Below are 16,298 nucleotides of genomic sequence, written 5' to 3'. Positions count from 1 at the left end.
AGCCTAGACCTCCATGCCGTAGCGGTGTGCCTTGTGGGTGGGGTAGAGGGCGATCTGCGGAATGGTGACGTCCGGCGTGCGGGTGGCGACGTAGAGGGTGATCTCAGCGACATTGTCCACCTCGATGCAGCTCGCGTGGATCCCTTCTTCGATTTCCTTCTTGTCCAGCCAGCCGTCGATGTAAGCGGGGACGTCGCCGTCGTAGAGGCCCTTGTCGATGATCTCGGTCATGGGCGTCTTGACGTGGGACGGGTTGATGACGGTGACGCCGATCTTCTTGTCCTTGCCTTCCAGCAGGATGTTCTTGCTGAAACCCATAAGGCCGTGCTTGGAAGCCCGGTAGGGGCTGTGGCCGGGACCGGAGGCCACGCGGGCTGAAGACGAGCCCATGTTGATGATGCGGCCACCGTTTTCCTGCTTCTCCATGACCCGGAATGCCTCGCGGCACATGAGGAAGACGGCGGTCAGGTTGGGAGTCATGGTCTTGTTCCACTCGTCCAGGGTGACGTCGACAACCGGCGGTGCCAGGGAGTCGCGTCCGGCGCTGTTGACCAGGAGGTCCACGCTGCCCCAATTGGACTTGGCCCACGCAAAGAGGTCGATGACGGACTGTTCGTCAGTGACGTCGGCCAGGATGGAGTGCACTTCGCCGCGGCCGTAACCGCGGATGCTGGCGGTGACCTTGTCCAGGCGTTCCTCGTCGATGTCTACCAGCAGGACCTTGCTCTCATTGGCGGCGAAGATCCGGGCTACGGCCTCGCCAATGCCGGAAGCTGCGCCGCTGACGATTGCGACCTTGCCGCTCAGGGCGACGCCGTTCTGGGGGACGTATGTTTCGCTCATTGTGGTTCTCCTTGTTGTAGGGGGTTCTTGGGAATGATGGGCTGGGTGGCCGTCACAGGGACGCCGCGGAAAGGGACGCGAGTTGCACGGCCCTGCCCGCTTTGCTGCGGATGTCGTCCCAACGCCGGCCGGCGATGTCGGCCTTGGTGGCGATCCAGGAGCCGCCGCAGGCCGCCACGGTTGGCACCTGCAGCCAGCCGGCAACCGTGTCCGCGGTAATGCCTCCGGTCGGCATGAACGTGACATCCGGGTACGGTGCCGCGAAGGCCTTCACGAGCGGAAGTCCTCCCACCGCTTCGGCCGGGAAGAGTTTCAGCAGCCTGAGGCCAAGCGCCCGGGCGGCTTCGATTTCGGTGGGGGAGGTGACGCCCGGAATGATCGGCACGCCGGTGCGCTGCGCCCTGCCTACTACTGCTGCATTCAAGCCAGGTGAGACCAGGAAGTGTGCGCCGGCGTCGACGGCTGCGTCGACATCCGCCTCGGAAAGGACCGTTCCGGCACCCACAAGCAGCTCCGGCACTTCCTGCACCATGCGGGCGATCGACTCGGCGGCGGCCGGTGTCCTGAAGGTGACCTCGGCAACCGGCAGGCCGGCATCCACCAGGGTTCGTCCGAGGGCGGCGGCGTCGCCGGCGTCGGCAATTTCTATGACCGGAACAATCCGCACCTGCCGGAGCGAGTTTTCGAGGTCCATGTCAGCTTCCTTTCAGCTGTTCGGCGGGTTGCAGGGCGGGCTCGATGGCGTAGCACCGGCCTACCTCGGGGAGGGTCCAGTGGAGTTCCCCGGCAACCTCGCCAAGTTCGCGGGCTGCTTCTTCGCGGGGGACGGTATTGAAGTCGAACAGGCCGAAGTGATGTCCGACGACGGCGGGAATCGCCGCCTGCCGGCACAGGGCCGCCGCTTCGCGCACCGTGAAATTGCCGGGAACGCCGTTCTGCAGCCTGCGGCTGTCGCGCCCGTTGATTGGCAGCAAGGCAAGATCCACGTTGTGGCTTCGTAGCAGTTCCGCTTGCCCGTCGTAAGGAACGCAGTCGCCCGAGTGGTAGATCCGGACCCCGGCGATTTCCAGGATGTAACCGAGGAAGACGCTGTCTCCGTTGTGGTCGAGCTCGAGTTCCTCATGCGCTGCGGGAACGGCCGTGACCGTGATGCCGGTGCCCAGGTCAACGTGGTCGCCGGCCGTGACGGCCTGGAGCCGCCCTTCCGGGATGTGCCGCTCCAAGGCCACCTGCCGCCGCGCCCTTGGTGCTACGAACAGGGGAGCGTTGTGCCGCAACAGGGCCTGCACGGTATCGGGGTCCAGATGGTCCGTGTGCGCGTGGCTGTGCAGGACCGCATCGACGCCCTTTACTGCGGCGGGCTCCACCGGAACCGGCTGCAGCCTGATGTGCGGGAACACCGTCCCCTTGTATTTACGAGCCAGGCTGTCCGAGAGGTACGGGTCAATCAGGATGCGGCGCCCGGCATGTTCAAAGGCGAAACCCGCTTGTCCCAGCCACCAGAAGCGCAAGCCGCCGCCGGCCGCCCGGGTGAGATGTCCGACGTCGGGCCCCTCCCCATCCGCACGGACCGTCCAGGCGCTCATCGGACTGCCAACCGGGCCGGAAGTGCCTCGGGATCGTGCCCGGCGGGCGATGCTTGTGCGCCGGTCATCAGGGACACGGCATCGTTCATGGTGATGTCTGTCTTTTGTACGCAAGCAATGCGGCGCCCCAGTCGCTGGACATGGATCCTGTCCGCAACCTCGAACACGTGCGGCATGTCGTGGCTGATGAGGATCACCGGAATGCCACGGTCGCGGATTTCCGCAATCAGGTCCAGGACTTTGCCGGATTCCTTGACGCCAAGGGCGGCCGTGGGCTCATCCATGATGATGACCCGGCTGCCGAATGCCGCTGCCCGCGCTACGGCCACGCCCTGGCGCTGGCCGCCCGAAAGTGTTTCAACTGCCTGGCCAATGTTCTGGATGGTCAAGAGGCCAAGGTCGCCCATGATGCGGGCAGTCTCCCTGCGCATGGTCTTGTGGTCCAGCATCCGCAAAGCCCAGCCGAGCGGGCCCGGCTTGCGGAGCTCGCGGCCCAGGAAGAGGTTCGCGGCGATATCGCGGGCGGGAGCCAGGGCGAGATGCTGGTAGACGGTCTCGATGCCGGCGCTTCGGGCATCCAGCGGTGAGCGGAACTTTTGGGTCACGCCGTCCACCTGGATCTCGCCCTCGTCCGGAATGAGGGCCCCGGACAGTGCTTTGATCAAGGAGGATTTGCCTGCCCCGTTGTCCCCGATGACCGCCAGGACTTCGCCGGGGTAAAGCGTGAGGTCCGCGCCGGCGAGTGCTGTGACGTGGCCGTAGCGCTTGACGAGGTTCCGGGCGCGGAGGATGGGCTGAACGGTGGAAGTTGGGTTGGTGGTCATCCCGCGACCTTTCGAGTCCACTGGTCCAGTCCGACTGCGACGATGACCAGTACGCCTGTGGTGAATACCTGCCAGAGGACATCGACGCCGGCCAAGGTCAGGCCGTTGCTGAAGACCCCGATGATCAAGGCGCCCAGGAGGGTGCCCAAAACGTTGCCGCGTCCGCCAAAAAGGCTGGTGCCTCCGATGACCACGGCCGTTATGCTCGCCAGGTTGACTCCCTCGCCCGAGAACGGGCTGACTGATCCGACACGGCCGATCAAGAGCCAACCTGCGATTGCGCAGATGATGCCGGCCACGATGTAGACGCTGAGCAGGACCCTGGTGGTGCGGATACCGCTGAGCCTCGCGCCTTCGGCGTTGTCACCTACTGCGTAGATGTGTTCGCCCCATGCAGTGCGCTTGAGGACAAAGGCAACTGCGATGAAGCTCAGCAGGACCAGGATGGACCCGTAGGTGACAGGAGCTCCGAGGAAACGGAAAGTTTCGCCCGGCCAGAGGAGCAGGTCCGGAAGGGCATTGGCCTTGATCGTCTGGCTGCCTGAAGCCAGGAGGTTCAGGGCAGTGAAGATGCTCAGGGTTCCCAACGTCGAGATGAACGGCGGGACCCGGAAACGTGTCACCAGGATGCCGTTGAGGAGACCGCAGGCGGCGCCCGTTGCCAGGGCGATCAACAGGGCCACGACGGCGGGAAGTCCGGACTCGGCGGCCAGCTTGCCGGAGATGACGGTGGTGAAGACCATCACCGCGGCCACCGAGAGGTCGATACCGCTGGTCAGGATGATGAGTGTCTGTGCGATGCCCACCATGCCGATGATCTGTACCTGCTGGAGGATGAGCGAGATGTTGAGGGGATCGACAAACCGGGGGCCAACCATGGCGGTGAACACCACGCAGGCGAGGATCAGGACCGCCGTTGGACCCAGGAGGGGGTGTGCGTGCATCTGGCGTTGGACCCGGCCGAGGAAGGAGCGGGGAGGCTGATCATCAAGGCGCTCGCCGACCTTGCGTTGGGCGGAGGCCTCGGAGGCCTCGGAGGCTTTGGCCGCTGCGGGGGCGCCAGGGGTCGCGGATACTGACTTCATTGTTTGTACCTTCGCTGTTCAATGAACGTTGTTCTGGCTGCCGGGTTCAGCCCCAGCAGTTGTCCAGGCCCCAGGTGGTGGGTTCAGAGGTGACGCCGGGCACCGCTTTGTCGGTGACCAGGGTGACCCCGGTATCGGTGAAATCGAGGCCATCGGATGTGGCCGGCTTGGTTCCATCCTTCAAATAGCCGCTGATGGCCTGAAGTGCGTCGCCGGCCATCTTGATGGGGAACTGCATCGATGTGGCGCCGATTGCGCCGGCCTTGACGTCGTTGACCCCTGGGCAGCCGCCGTCGATGGAAACCACGGTGACCTGGCCTGCCAAGCCGGCTGCCTTGATGGAAGAGTAGGCGCCGGCGGCAGCGGGTTCGTTGATGGTGTAGACGAGGTTGATGGTGCGGTCCCGCTGCAGGAGCTTCTCCATGGCGGCGCGGCCGCCGGCCTCGTTGGCGTTGGTGACTTCGTGTCCCGCGATCCGCGGGTCCTTCTCGTCGCCGATCTTGTTCTTGTCTGCGATGTCCACTCCGAAGCCCTGCAGGAATCCCTGGTTGCGCTGGACGTCCACGGCAACCTGGGCGGGGCTCAGGTCCAGCATTGCGATCCGCGCCGGCTTGTTGGCGAACTGCGCCGCAGCCCATTGGCCGATCAGTACGCCGGCCTGGAAGTTGTCCGTAGCGAACGTTGCGTCAGCTGCGTCGGTCGGGTTTGTGGGGGAGTCCAGGACCGCCACGAAGACTCCGGCGTCCCTGGCTTTCTTGATGGCGGGGAGGATTGCGTCGGAGTCGGAAGGGGCGATCATGATGCCCTTCGCGCCGCGCGCTACCAGGTTTTCGATTGCCTTGACCTGCGAGTCGTTGTCGCTCTGGCCCTGGCCGGAAAGCGACTGGAGTTCGAAGCCCAGTTCGGCGGCCTTCTTTTCCGCTCCTTCGCGCATCTTCACGTAGTACGGGTTGTCGTCGGTCTTGGTGATCAGGCCTACGAGCGGCTTGGAATCAGCTGCGGAGGAGCAAGCGGCCAGGCTGGCCGTCAGTCCGGCCGCGGCGATGAATGCAGCTGCCTTGACGGTCATTCCACGCCGTTGTGTACTAGCGGTCATTTCGAAGCCTTTCTGTCGAGGGGGGACTCTCTGCTGGATGCGAGGGGTGGTGTTGCCCACAACATTAGCAGGAAGTTTCCACCAAGCAATATATTCTGGAAGAAATTTCCAAACTTGGTTAGGCTGGCATGCATGTGTGGAATCGTTGGTTACGTCGGCCCTGCCGGCTTTTTGAAATATCCCCGGCGGCGCGCCCTCGATGTAGTGCTGGGTGGCTTACGCCGCTTGGAATACCGGGGCTACGACTCGTCGGGTGTCGCCGTTCAATCGGCTGGTCGGGTTTATGTTCGTAAGAAAGCGGGGAAGCTCGCCAGCTTGGCCGCTTCCATTGGTGCCGAGCCCCTTCCCTTTGGTGCTGTGGCAATCGGACATACCCGCTGGGCCACCCATGGGGCTCCAACGGACGCGAATGCGCATCCCCATCTGGCGGATCAAGGCCGGTTGGCTTTGATTCACAACGGCATCATTGAAAACGCCGCTTCGCTGAGGCAGTCGCTGTCCGGCAGCGGGCATGAGTTCGCCTCGGAGACGGACACCGAGGTGGCCGCCGCCCTGCTGGCGCGCGCCTACCGGACCGCCGTCGTCGGAAATGGCTCGCCTGGAGAGGCGGCCCGTGGCGGCGCCCTCGCTGTTGCCATGCGGCGCGCATGCCAAGCGTTGGAGGGTTCGTTCACGCTGCTGGCTGTTCATGCCGACCATCCCGGACTGGTGGTTGCAGCGCGGCGGAACTCGCCGCTCGTCGTCGGGCTGGGCGACGGCGAGAACTTCCTGGGCTCGGACGTCTCGGCGTTCGCTGAATTCACGACGCGCGCCGTTGAGCTCGGGCAGGACCAGGTTGTCTCCGTTACCGCGGACGATGTCACGGTGACTGACTTCTTTGGCGGGCTCGCAGAGACTGCGGAGTTTGCGGTGACGTGGGACCTGGAAGCGGCGTCCAAGGGCGGGCATGCTTCGTTCATGGCCAAGGAAATGCTGGAACAGCCCGAAGCGGTTCGGCGGACAATCCAAGGCCGGATAGGCGTGGACGGTGCGGTCCGGCTGGAGGGGATGGACATCGACGCCGGGACCTTGGCCGATATCCGGAAAGTTGTCATCGTGGCGTGCGGCACTGCGTCTTATGGCGGGCAGATTGCCAAATATGCGATCGAGCGCTGGTGCCGGATTCCAGTGGAAGTGGATCTTGCCCACGAGTTCCGCTACCGCACGCCCATGCTGGATTCGCGAACCCTTGTTGTGGCCATTTCGCAGTCCGGGGAGACCATGGACACCTTGATGGCCGTCCGTTATGCCCGTGAGCAGGGGGCTGTTGTCCTTTCCATCTGCAACACGGTGGGATCCACCATTCCCAGGGAGTCGAACGGCGTCCTCTACACCCTTGCCGGGCCCGAAATAGCTGTGGCTTCCACAAAGGCATTTCTCGCCCAAGTCACGGCAAACCTGCTCCTTGCGCTCTACCTTGCCCAATTGCATGGCACTCCGCTCAAGGAAGAAACGCTGGCAGCGGCCCAGGAGCTGCGAAGAATTCCGGAGCTGATCCAACGCACGCTGGATGGTGCGGCGCGAGTAGATGCTCTGGCTGCTGAGCTGAAGGACGCGGCGTCCGTGCTTTTCATTGGCCGGCATGTTGGATTCCCGGTGGCCATGGAAGGCGCCTTGAAGCTCAAGGAACTGGCGTATATCCATGCGGAAGGCTTTGCGGCGGGTGAGCTTAAGCATGGTGCCATAGCCCTCATCGACGAAGGACAGGCCGTGATGGTTATTGTTCCCTCGGCCCGGCGTGACAGCCTCCTGCATTCGAAGGTCATGTCCACCATCCAGGAGGTCAAGGCCCGGGGCGGTCGGGTCATTGCGGTGGCGGAAGAAGCGGACGGGGTTGCCGCCCGGTGGGCTGACGACGTCATCAGTGTCCCGGAGTCTTCGCCACTCCTTTCGCCCCTGCTGACCACGGTTCCACTCCAGCTGTTTGCCGCAGCTCTTGCCCGCGAAAAGGGGCTCGATGTTGATCAACCGCGGAACCTCGCCAAGTCGGTCACCGTGGAATAGGGGTTGGCCGCCCGCCGGTGAGGCGGGCGGCCAGGCTGTTTCAGCTGCGCATGCTTGCCGGGAGCTCGGGGGTTGCGGCCTGTGTGTTGCTGAGCGATTGCAGCCGGGTCGCAACCACGCTGATTTCGGCGATGTTGGTTCGTGGCGGAAGGCTGACGGCACAGTGCACGGCCTCGGCGATGTCGTCGGGGTGAATGGCCCAGTCGCGCACTTCCCGTGGAGGCGGACTGGGGCGGAGGTCCAGGATGGGGGTGTCCACGATGCCCGGAAGGATGCTGCAGACGCGGATCCCGTTGCCATGCTCGTCGCGGGAAGCTCCCCGGGCCAAGCCCAGCAGTGCGGACTTGGAGGCGCCATAGGCGGCCCCGCTGTGATCGGGCCAGCTTGCAGCGATGCTGGAAATAATCACCACGTCCCCCTGGCGATCGCGCAACTGTTTGAGCGTTGCGGACAGCAGGGTGAAAACCCCATAGACATTCGTTTTCATGATGCGGTCGAAGCTTTCATCGTCAAGCTCGGCCATCCGGCGGCGTGGAACGTTGGTTCCGGCCGCGCAAACCAGGATGTCAATGGGGTCTGTCTCCGCAAGGTGCGCCGCAAGTGCGCGGGCACCGACGGTATCCGAAACGTCCAGGGCATGGGGCATGAGTTGGCCGCTGCCAAGGTGCTCCGGGCTTACTGCATCCAGGGCCTGTTGGCGCCGGGCCACACCGTGGACCCTTGCCCCTGCCGCGAGCAGCCTGCGGACCACGCTGGCCCCGATGCCGCTGCTGGCTCCGGTGACGAGGGCAACCCTGCCCTCAAGATTCCTGTCCATGGATTCCTCCTCACGCCGGGGGCCGGCGTTTGTTGTTGGGAAGTTCGGGGAGCAATGATTCGCTCCCGTCCTCACGAATCAAATTATCACTTGACAGACACTTTGTCCGCATGGTGATGTTGACTCTAGAACGTGAGCCTTCCGGCACACAACCAGGCCGCATCGCCGGGTCTTCGCCCTCCGCGGGGATCTTGCAAGCCGCCAGGTCATTACCGAGTCAAGCCACGCCAGGTGGCTTCCCAACGCGGGAGCATTCAATGACGATTGTTGAGCGAAACACAGCCCAAGCTGAGGCCAGCCCGGAGCGGTCTCGTCTCCAACGCAAATCCTTGTTCGCCACAGGTGTGGGCAACCTGCTGGAATGGTTCGACTGGACCATCTATACCGTTGCCTCTGTCTACATCGCCGGCAGCCTCTTCAACTCCGGCAACCCAATGTCAGCCCTGCTAAGCACGCTGGCCGTGTTTGCCGTCGGCTTCCTGATGCGTCCCATTGGCGGACTGGTGTTCGGGCCGTTGGCAGACAAGCTCGGCCGCCGCGCAGTGCTGCTCACCACGATGTTCCTCATGGCAGCTGCCAGCCTGGGCATTGCCCTGATTCCGTCCTATGCCGCAATCGGCAGCTGGGCATCCTTGCTCCTGCTGCTGGCCCGGTTGGTCCAGGGTTTTGCCCACGGCGGCGAGGCGACAACCTCGTATGCCTATATCGCCGAGATAGCGCCTCCCAAGCGTCGAGGACTGTGGTCCAGCACCGTATTCATTGCCGTGGGGTCAGGCTCACTGCTCGCCACCTTCTTCATGGCCATGCTGACCGGCCTCATCAGCAAGCCGGAGATGATGGAGTGGGGTTGGCGCATTCCCTTCGCCGCAGGAGCCTTGCTGGCAGTCGCCGCACTATGGTTGCGCCGCGGCATGATGGAGAGTGAACATGTGGCTTCTGCTCCTGGCGGCACTGCCGTGGCGCCGTGGAGCAAGAAGCAGGTGGTAGCTGCCGGCGTGAAGCTGTTCCTGTACGAGGCAGGATCTACGCTGACGTACTACACCTGGGTCACGTCGGCGGCGATTTACGCGATCGGTGTCAAAGGCATGGACCCCGGCCAGGCCTTTACCGTGAGCGTGATAGCGCAGCTTGCCTACATAGCTTTCCTTCCGGTCTCGGGCTGGATTTCGGACCATTGGGGCCGCAAGGCCACCACCCTGATCTCGCTACTGGGCATCGCTGCCACCGTGTTCCCGCTGTGGGCCTTGATGAGCAGTGAACCCTGGACCCTCCTTGTTGCCCAGACTGCGGGCTTGTTGCTGGTGGCCTTCATTACCGGGTCCAAGCCGGCCGCGATCTCCGAGCAGATCCCCACCCGCTACCGCACCCGTATCTTCGGGATCTCCATCTCCCTGGGTGTCGCAGTCTGTGGTGGTACTGCCTCCTACCTCAGCACCTGGCTGTATTCGATTGGCAGCGGCTGGATCTTCAACGTGTATGTCATCGCCATCGCGGCCATCTCCAGCGTCGTGGTCCTGAAATGGAAGAACAACACCGGCGTTCCGCTGGACCAGATCTAGTAACCGCCCATTATTCACAGTTCCCGGCAGTGCCACTGGCACGCCGGGAACTGTTGCATCCGGAAGGAAAACCATGACGACACCTGTCACAGGACCCGCAGCCATCCGTTCTTCAACCCGGCCGCGGAGCATCACCGTCACCATGAAGGAGCTACCGGACCCCGCCCCCGGCGAAGTCCTGGTGCAGACCGAGTACTGCGGATTATGTGGCTCTGACCTTCACATCTGGAACGGCGACGACGGTTACGGCTGGGTCCCATGCGGAACCGTCCTGGGCCACGAAATCGTCGGGACGGTGGTGCTCGGCGACCATACCCAAAACCATCCGGTGGGAACGCGCGTAGTGGCCATCGCCCAGTCCGGCTGCGGGCGCTGCTCAGCCTGCGTGGCTGAGTACGCGAACGGCTGCGCGGAGAAGCGCACCTTGGGCTTATCGCGCGACGGCGGCGCCGCACGTTTCGTCTGCATCCCGGCTTCGCAGCTGATCGCCGTGCCCGACGCCGTCCCGGCCCGGACTGCTGTACTCACCGAGCCCCTCTCGGTCGCGGCCCGCGCGGTCGCCGGCCGGGGCCGCGTGACGGCGGCAGACACCGTCGTAGTCAGCGGCCCCGGAACCATCGGCATTCTGTCCGCCCTGGTCTGCCAGTACCTCGGCGCCCGCGTGGTGCTCAAGGGAACGGCCACTGACGTGGCCACCCGGGCCGGACTCGCCTCCCGGCTGGGCTTGGATCTGGTGGATGCCCTTCCGATCGGATACAAGCCGACCGTGTGGATCGAAGCTGCAGGTGCCTCCGCGGCCCTGGACGATGCTGTCCAGGAGTTGCCGGTGCAAGGACGCTTGGTGGTGGTGGCCCTGTATGGAACCCCGCCGGTGCTGGCAGCCAACGACGCCGTGCGCAAGGAACTGGACATCGTCACCAGCTACAGTTCCCACCGCCCGGACTACCATCTGGCCCTCGATATCCTGCAGGCACATCCCGGCCTGGGCGAATTGTTGGTGGAGGTCGTCCCGCTGGAGGACATTGCCCTCGCTTTCGAAAAGGTGGGCCACGGCACTGCGCCGAAGATCGCCGTCGCGCCCTGACGCCAAAGGCAGCAAGGAGAGGCGGCCCGGAAGAATCTTCCGGGCCGCCTCTCCTTGCTGTCCGCTACTGTGACTGTGCGAAGAACGCCAGCAGGTGCGGAATGACGGTGCCGGGATCCTCCAGGATGGGACTGTGGCCGATCCCCGCCATCACCACGAGTTCGGCACGGGGCATCCTGTCCGCAATCTCCTCGGACCATGCGGGCGGCCGTGCGACGTCCTCCTCGCCGCAGATCACCAGCGTTGGGACGGTGATCTCAGGCAGAACCTCGAGTAGGCTGCCGCGGGCGTTGACCCCCGCGAGTTGCGGTGCAAGATTCCTGCCTGCCTCCGCGATCCAGGACCGCCACATGGCCATGTTTTCCGCCTGGCTAGGGTTGCTGCGCGTGGTGGTGCCGAACATGATCCGCAGGGTCTCTTCAAGTGTTTCTCCGGTGAAGCCTTCGGCGGTGATGGTTTCCACCCAGGCATCGAGGCTTGCGTGCTTTTCACCGGGCTCGGACCGTGCAGAAGAGCCGATGAGAGCCACGGAGCTGAACAGTTCCGGGTTGCGGTGCACCACCCTCAAGCCGACGTCGCCGCCCATGGACTGCGCCAGCAGGTTGATGTCCTGAAGCCCCAGGCGTTCAATGAGCTGCTCGATGTCCGCGGCGTGGGTGTCCATGTCCACGATGTCGGCGTCGACCATTCCGCTGAGCCCCTGGCCCCGGAAATCGGGGCTGACCACACGGAATACGCCGCGTGCTGCGGCCGTGAACTCTTCAAACATCCGCCCGTCCAAGAACAGGGAATGCAGGGCTAGGACCACGGGAAGGTCCGCTTCTGCGGTGTCGCGGACGGCGATGGGGACGGAGTTGATGACGATGGTGGAAATTGTGCTGCTGTTGGCGGTCATGGAGTCTCCTGAAGTTGGTTGGACGGTTGGTCAAGGTGGCAGTCAGTTGCCGGCCGCGGCAGTTACCGCCGTCTCTGCCTGCTGGTGCAGGTCCTGGTGCCTGATGCGCGGATCAGGCAGGCATGCGTCCAGCTTGACCAGTGACCGGTCGCGTTTCTTGTAGCTGCCCACGCTTTCCCGGGTGAACAGGATGATGGCGGCTGCTCCCAGGAGCATGATCCCAGCCATGAAGTAGAGACCCCAGAGGAAGCCGTCTGGCGACGAGAAGCCGCCACCGGCGGCGATGAGGATTCCCAGAACCACAGGGCCGAGTCCACCCAGCATCTGGCCGGTCATGTTGAGGCCGTTGCCGAGGCCGATGGCGCCGGGCTCGCTCGAGTCGGAGGAGAACGCATAGAGGACGGGATAGATGCCGTTGGTTGCCATGCCAAGGAACAGCTGGATGAGGATCAGCCAGATCAGGCCCTCGCCAATGAACTGCAGGAGGAACACACCGATTGCCACCCAAGCGAACGTGATGACCAGCGTGGGCTTCCTTCCTATGCGGTCGGAAACGCCGCCCCAGAGGATCTGTCCGATGCCGCCCGTCAGGGTGAAGAGCACACTAAAGGCAGCCACTTCAGCAAGGGAATAGTTGGCTACGAATGCCAGGTAAAGCGGAAGCCACAGCGAGATGCCGGTGTAGACGGCCAGCGCGAGACCCGCGACGACGGAAGTCGTCATGAGGTTCGGGTTCCGGAAGGCGCGGCGCAGGGCGCCCTTGGACAATTTGACGGCTTCCTCGTCCTCGCCCTTCAGCGGGGGTGTCCCGCCCTGGCTGCGTACCGAACCTTCGAATCTCTCGTAGTTTCGGCGTGAAGAGAACTTCCAATAGGCCAGCACTGTGGGAACAATCAGGATCACCGGGATCAGCAGCGTCCAGCGCCAGTTTTCGGGTCCGAAGATCGTGAAGACAAGTGAAACGGCGAGGCCGCCGAGGAAGGTGCCCCACGGCACGGCCGTGTGGTGCAGGCCGACGGCGAAACCGCGCTTTTCCAGCGGCCACCACTCGGCAACGGCTGTTACCTCGATCGCTTCGCCGGCTCCACTGAAGACTTTGTTCAGGGCCTGGAAGATGAAGAACGCAGCAAAGGTGGCCGTGAGGGCGCTGATGCCCGTCAGCAGCGTAAAGACGGTGTAGGCCGCCAGAATGATGACATAGCGGTATTTTCTCGCCCATCCATGGCCCCCGCGGTCAGACCAGACGGTCAAGGGAATGGCCAATAGACCCTGCGCCACTGTCATGGTTCCGGCGAAGACGCCGATGAGTTCAGGGCCCACCATGAACTCATTGACGATGGAAGGCTGCAGGACGCCGGTCGTCCAGTAACGCATGTTGTCGTTCATGGCCAGCAGTAGCCACAGCAATAGCATTGCGATCCACGAGTATCTGTTGGTGGCCACGCTGGGAGTCTTTCCCGTCAGCCGGTTCAGCAGGGATCTCATCGATCCAGTCCCATGCGGTTCATAAGCTTCATTGCTCCTTGGTCAAGTGCCGCCGCCGGTCGTCCGGACGGCAAGAATGCGAACGGATGCCCGGGCCGGAAGGGGCGTGACGGGCATCACTTGCTTCTCATTTTTATCATTTGATGGACGACATGTCTATTGAGTGATAGAAAAGTTGTGGCTATTGCGAGCAAAAGAGGACTGGAGAGACACATGAATTCGTTCGTTCAAACCCTCGGGGGACTGTTGGGGGCCGCCAGCTTCGTCGACATTTCGCCGGTGTTGAGCACCAATATGGATGGCTGGCAAGCCCATCCACAGATCAGCATCATCAACGATTCCCGCAGTCACGAACGGGACGGGTACTACCTGCAGCTTCTGGTCATGCCGGAGCACGTGGGCAGCCACGTAGATGCGCCCGCTCACGTCCATGAGTCGCTGATGCACCGCACTATCGATACCTTCCCCGTGGATGCCCTGCTGCGGCCGGGCAGGAAGGTATCAGCGACGTCGTTGGACCTGCAACCTGGGGAGCAATTGACGCTGGGCGACTTCGCCAGGCTCGCGGACGAGCAGGGCGTCCAGGTCCATCCCGGCGACATCGTTCTGGTGGAGTTCGGTTGGGACAAGCATAAGGACAGATCCGACGGCGGCACTCCCGCAGCCGCGTCCGGCAGCTGGTGGGGCGGGAACGCGCCGGGATTCGCCGAGGACCTCTGCCAATGGTTGGCTGCGGCCGGACCGGCGGCTGTGGGCACTGACACGGCGGCGTGCGACATCGCAGTGAAGGACGGCCGGATCCTCAGTGCCTACGGCCATGACACCTACTTCTTGCCAAAGGACATCCTCATCCTGGAAGGCCTGTGCGGCCTTGACCGAGTCCCCGGCGAGTTCTTCTTCATGGCGTTGCCGTTGCGCATCCAGAGCGGCTCTGGTTCGCCAATCCGGGCCGTGGCCGGCTTCCAGAAAGAACCGGAGCCGCGTAGCTCAATGCAAGGTGCGGCCGGCGTCGGGGGCGTATGCAAGAGCCCACAGCCGCCGGGTTCGATGACCGGCGGCTGTGGACGTTGGGCGTGCTGCTAGCTGAACGTGCCGTCGACGGTGAGTCCGCCGTCGACCTTGATGACTTCGCCGTGGATGAACGAGGCGTCCGTTGAGAGCAGGAAGGCGATCACGGATGCGATCTCGGCCGGCTCGGCCAGCCGGCCGAGCGGAGTGCGTCCAAGCAATGCGGCTTCGCTCAGGGTGCCGTTCCGGAGGCCGCTGCGGACCATCTCAGTGTTGACGTAGCCGGGAGCCACAGCATTGACGCGGATGCCGTGTTGGCCCCATTCAACTGCCAGTGTCCGGGTCAGGCCGAGCATTCCCGTCTTGGCCGTGGCGTAGGCGGACCGCCCGGGCAGCCCGAACGTGGAACCCACCGAGGCGATGTTCACGATGGAACCGTTGCCCGCCTTGAGCAGTGGGAAGCACGACTTGGCCATGAGCATTGAGCCCGTCAGGTGAATATCCAGCAGGCGCCGCCACTGCGCGATGTCCATTTCCTCGGCGGGTTGGCGAAGGATGTTGCCGGCGCAGTTGACCAGGCCGTCGAGCGTGTTGATTTCGCCCGCCACGGCGGCGAGCAGTCCTTCGACGCTGACCTCGTCCGCCACATCCACGCCGAAGCCAAGGTGGGGTGCGGCTGAGGGGAAGCGGCCGCTGAGCTCCTTGGCCAGGTCCTTGGCCGGTCCTTCGTTGAGGTCTGCTACAAGGATTCGCCAGCCTCGGCCCGCGAGCGTGTTCGCTACTTGGGCACCGATTCCCTGGGCACCGCCTGTGATCAGGACTGTTTTTGCATTCATTTCATGCTCCTTCTGGAACGGAGTGAGTGGATCGAATCAGTTATGGCTGAGGCGGTACATGAATTCGGGTTCTTGGACGGTGACGTCAGGAACGCCGCTAAAGCTGCCCAGCGCCGTCGTCGAACGCGTGACGGCGAGTGCTCCCCAGGCCGCGGAGCGCGCCAATGCGGCCGCAAACGCCGCGCGGCCGGACGCCCCGTTTCCTCCCGCCGGGTTCGAACAGGCCTCACTCAGGAAACCGGCCAGGGCCGCGTCGCCGGCGCCGGTGGTGTTGACTACCGCTGTCCTAGGTGCCCGGGCCCAGAGAACGCCATCGGCGCCGAAGCCGATCAGGCCGTCTGCCCCCATGCTTGCCAGCACGGTCCCTACTCCGGCATCGGCAAGGGCTTGTGCCGCGCGGACCACATCGCCGATTGTTCGCAGCGGGGTGCCGGCGAATTGCCCAAGCTCCGGAAGGTTGGGCTTGACGAGATCCACCAAGCCGGTGATTGCCCAGCGGCAGAGGTCCGGGCCGTTGAGGTCCAGGCACACCTTTGTCCCGAGGGCACGCGCTTGGAGCAGTAGCCACCGAAGATCCAGCGGCTGACCGTTCTCCGCCAGCGGCAAGGCTCCCGCGATCACTAACCAGTCAGCGTCCACAGCCTGGAGTTGCTGGATAGTGGCTTCGCAAACCGACAGCCACTCGGCCTCCGGGAGGCGCCCGGGCTGCTGGTTGGCATTGGTGGTGGACCCACCCGAGCTCACCAACACCGTGTTGACCCGGGTTGGTGCGGAGACCGGCACCGCATGGATCAGCCCTCCTTCTCTGCGCATGAGCGGCAGCCCGGGTGAATCCGAGGCATCAACCGGCATGACAGCGCTGGTGGTATTGCCCGCCAACTTCAGCGTGCGGGCCACGTTGATGCCGTTCCCGCCCAGGTACTCTTCGACGGCGAAGGCCCGGTTGACAGCGCCGGGAATCAGGTCTTCAAAGAAGTACACACGGTCCACCACGGGAGAGGGCGTCAGGGTCACAACAGTTTGCTGGCGCCGTTGGATGCCGGGTACCTGGCTGGACTGCGGATCGCCGTGGGAGCGGTACACCGAGCCCGCTCGGATGGTTCCTTGGGTGAAGCCGCTCATGGGATCAGCGCCTTC

15 protein-coding genes are annotated in these 16,298 nt (G+C 63.8%); 4 read left to right on the top strand and 11 right to left on the bottom strand.

Annotation, left to right across the window (positions count from 1 at the left end; genetic code table 11):
* Nucleotides 1–3: 3 nt before the first annotated feature.
* The 6 genes from ACN9M4_RS17615 to ACN9M4_RS17590 are packed head-to-tail and all read right to left on the bottom strand — an operon-like array spanning nucleotide 4 to nucleotide 5,434.
* Nucleotides 4–843, bottom strand: a complete 840-nt coding sequence (locus ACN9M4_RS17615) for an SDR family oxidoreductase (RefSeq protein ID WP_426300162.1) — start codon at nucleotides 841–843, stop codon at nucleotides 4–6.
* A gap of 52 nt (nucleotides 844–895) precedes the next feature.
* A complete protein-coding gene (gene eda / locus ACN9M4_RS17610; RefSeq protein WP_426300160.1) occupies nucleotides 896–1,537 on the bottom strand; it encodes a bifunctional 4-hydroxy-2-oxoglutarate aldolase/2-dehydro-3-deoxy-phosphogluconate aldolase in 642 nt (213 codons plus the stop codon).
* Between the two features lies 1 nt (nucleotide 1,538).
* Entirely contained in the window at nucleotides 1,539–2,429 is an 891-nt protein-coding gene (locus tag ACN9M4_RS17605) for an MBL fold metallo-hydrolase (protein ID WP_426300158.1), read from the bottom strand.
* On the bottom strand, nucleotides 2,426–3,253 hold the full coding sequence (locus tag ACN9M4_RS17600; protein ID WP_426300156.1) for an ATP-binding cassette domain-containing protein: 828 nt from the start codon (nucleotides 3,251–3,253) through the stop codon (nucleotides 2,426–2,428). The genes ACN9M4_RS17605 and ACN9M4_RS17600 overlap by 4 nt, the downstream gene beginning before the upstream one ends.
* Complete coding sequence (locus tag ACN9M4_RS17595; RefSeq protein WP_426300154.1) at nucleotides 3,250–4,338, bottom strand: ABC transporter permease; 1,089 nt, start codon at nucleotides 4,336–4,338, stop codon at nucleotides 3,250–3,252. The genes ACN9M4_RS17600 and ACN9M4_RS17595 overlap by 4 nt, the downstream gene beginning before the upstream one ends.
* Before the next feature lie 46 nt (nucleotides 4,339–4,384).
* The gene (locus ACN9M4_RS17590; RefSeq protein ID WP_426300152.1) at nucleotides 4,385–5,434 is read right to left on the bottom strand and encodes a substrate-binding domain-containing protein; all 1,050 of its coding nucleotides are present in this window, start codon (nucleotides 5,432–5,434) and stop codon (nucleotides 4,385–4,387) included.
* A gap of 132 nt (nucleotides 5,435–5,566) precedes the next feature.
* On the opposite strand from ACN9M4_RS17590, the gene glmS reads away from it, so the two are divergent.
* Nucleotides 5,567–7,477, top strand: coding sequence for a glutamine--fructose-6-phosphate transaminase (isomerizing) (gene glmS, locus ACN9M4_RS17585; protein WP_426303527.1), 1,911 nt, complete (start codon nucleotides 5,567–5,569; stop codon nucleotides 7,475–7,477).
* Between the two features lie 40 nt (nucleotides 7,478–7,517).
* Here the strand turns inward: glmS and ACN9M4_RS17580 are convergent, their stop codons facing one another.
* Nucleotides 7,518–8,294: an SDR family oxidoreductase gene (locus tag ACN9M4_RS17580; RefSeq protein ID WP_426300150.1), complete on the bottom strand. Its 777-nt coding sequence runs from the start codon at nucleotides 8,292–8,294 to the stop codon at nucleotides 7,518–7,520.
* Nucleotides 8,295–8,551: 257 nt separating this feature from the next.
* Here ACN9M4_RS17580 and ACN9M4_RS17575 point away from each other — a divergent pair, with 257 nt between their 5' ends.
* Entirely contained in the window at nucleotides 8,552–9,853 is a 1,302-nt protein-coding gene (locus tag ACN9M4_RS17575) for an MFS transporter (RefSeq protein ID WP_426300148.1), read from the top strand.
* Nucleotides 9,854–9,926: 73 nt separating this feature from the next.
* Nucleotides 9,927–10,937, top strand: coding sequence for an alcohol dehydrogenase catalytic domain-containing protein (locus tag ACN9M4_RS17570; RefSeq protein WP_426300146.1), 1,011 nt, complete (start codon nucleotides 9,927–9,929; stop codon nucleotides 10,935–10,937).
* Between the two features lie 64 nt (nucleotides 10,938–11,001).
* Here ACN9M4_RS17570 and ACN9M4_RS17565 read toward each other — a convergent pair whose 3' ends face one another.
* Nucleotides 11,002–11,832, bottom strand: coding sequence for an alpha/beta fold hydrolase (locus ACN9M4_RS17565; RefSeq protein WP_426300144.1), 831 nt, complete (start codon nucleotides 11,830–11,832; stop codon nucleotides 11,002–11,004).
* A gap of 42 nt (nucleotides 11,833–11,874) precedes the next feature.
* The gene (locus ACN9M4_RS17560) at nucleotides 11,875–13,275 is read right to left on the bottom strand and encodes an MFS transporter (RefSeq protein ID WP_426300142.1); all 1,401 of its coding nucleotides are present in this window, start codon (nucleotides 13,273–13,275) and stop codon (nucleotides 11,875–11,877) included.
* Between the two features lie 219 nt (nucleotides 13,276–13,494).
* Here ACN9M4_RS17560 and ACN9M4_RS17555 point away from each other — a divergent pair, with 219 nt between their 5' ends.
* The gene (locus ACN9M4_RS17555) at nucleotides 13,495–14,400 is read left to right on the top strand and encodes a cyclase family protein (protein ID WP_426300140.1); all 906 of its coding nucleotides are present in this window, start codon (nucleotides 13,495–13,497) and stop codon (nucleotides 14,398–14,400) included.
* On the opposite strand, the gene ACN9M4_RS17550 is transcribed toward ACN9M4_RS17555, so the two are convergent.
* Nucleotides 14,397–15,161 (bottom strand): SDR family NAD(P)-dependent oxidoreductase, encoded by a 765-nt coding sequence (locus ACN9M4_RS17550; RefSeq protein WP_426300138.1) that lies wholly within the window; start codon nucleotides 15,159–15,161, stop codon nucleotides 14,397–14,399. The genes ACN9M4_RS17555 and ACN9M4_RS17550 overlap by 4 nt on opposite strands.
* A 36-nt stretch (nucleotides 15,162–15,197) precedes the next feature.
* A complete protein-coding gene (locus tag ACN9M4_RS17545) occupies nucleotides 15,198–16,283 on the bottom strand; it encodes a 1-phosphofructokinase family hexose kinase (protein WP_426300136.1) in 1,086 nt (361 codons plus the stop codon).
* Between the last annotated feature and the right edge of the window lie 15 nt (nucleotides 16,284–16,298).

The organism is Arthrobacter sp. R-11 (genome assembly GCF_049913155.1).
In the GTDB taxonomy this organism is placed as follows: domain Bacteria; phylum Actinomycetota; class Actinomycetes; order Actinomycetales; family Micrococcaceae; genus Arthrobacter.
This window is presented reverse-complemented; position numbering and strand designations above follow the sequence as displayed.

Coding starts and splice junctions, on each gene's coding strand:
- glmS (WP_426303527.1), top strand. CDS start 5,567: ATGTGTGGAATCGTTGGTTACGTCGGCCCTGCCGGCTTTTTGAAATAT.
- ACN9M4_RS17590 (WP_426300152.1), bottom strand. CDS start 5,434: ATGACCGCTAGTACACAACGGCGTGGAATGACCGTCAAGGCAGCTGCA.
- ACN9M4_RS17580 (WP_426300150.1), bottom strand. CDS start 8,294: ATGGACAGGAATCTTGAGGGCAGGGTTGCCCTCGTCACCGGAGCCAGC.
- ACN9M4_RS17595 (WP_426300154.1), bottom strand. CDS start 4,338: ATGAAGTCAGTATCCGCGACCCCTGGCGCCCCCGCAGCGGCCAAAGCC.
- ACN9M4_RS17570 (WP_426300146.1), top strand. CDS start 9,927: ATGACGACACCTGTCACAGGACCCGCAGCCATCCGTTCTTCAACCCGG.
- ACN9M4_RS17565 (WP_426300144.1), bottom strand. CDS start 11,832: ATGACCGCCAACAGCAGCACAATTTCCACCATCGTCATCAACTCCGTC.
- ACN9M4_RS17615 (WP_426300162.1), bottom strand. CDS start 843: ATGAGCGAAACATACGTCCCCCAGAACGGCGTCGCCCTGAGCGGCAAG.
- ACN9M4_RS17550 (WP_426300138.1), bottom strand. CDS start 15,161: ATGAATGCAAAAACAGTCCTGATCACAGGCGGTGCCCAGGGAATCGGT.
- ACN9M4_RS17605 (WP_426300158.1), bottom strand. CDS start 2,429: ATGAGCGCCTGGACGGTCCGTGCGGATGGGGAGGGGCCCGACGTCGGA.
- eda (WP_426300160.1), bottom strand. CDS start 1,537: ATGGACCTCGAAAACTCGCTCCGGCAGGTGCGGATTGTTCCGGTCATA.
- ACN9M4_RS17600 (WP_426300156.1), bottom strand. CDS start 3,253: ATGACCACCAACCCAACTTCCACCGTTCAGCCCATCCTCCGCGCCCGG.
- ACN9M4_RS17575 (WP_426300148.1), top strand. CDS start 8,552: ATGACGATTGTTGAGCGAAACACAGCCCAAGCTGAGGCCAGCCCGGAG.
- ACN9M4_RS17545 (WP_426300136.1), bottom strand. CDS start 16,283: ATGAGCGGCTTCACCCAAGGAACCATCCGAGCGGGCTCGGTGTACCGC.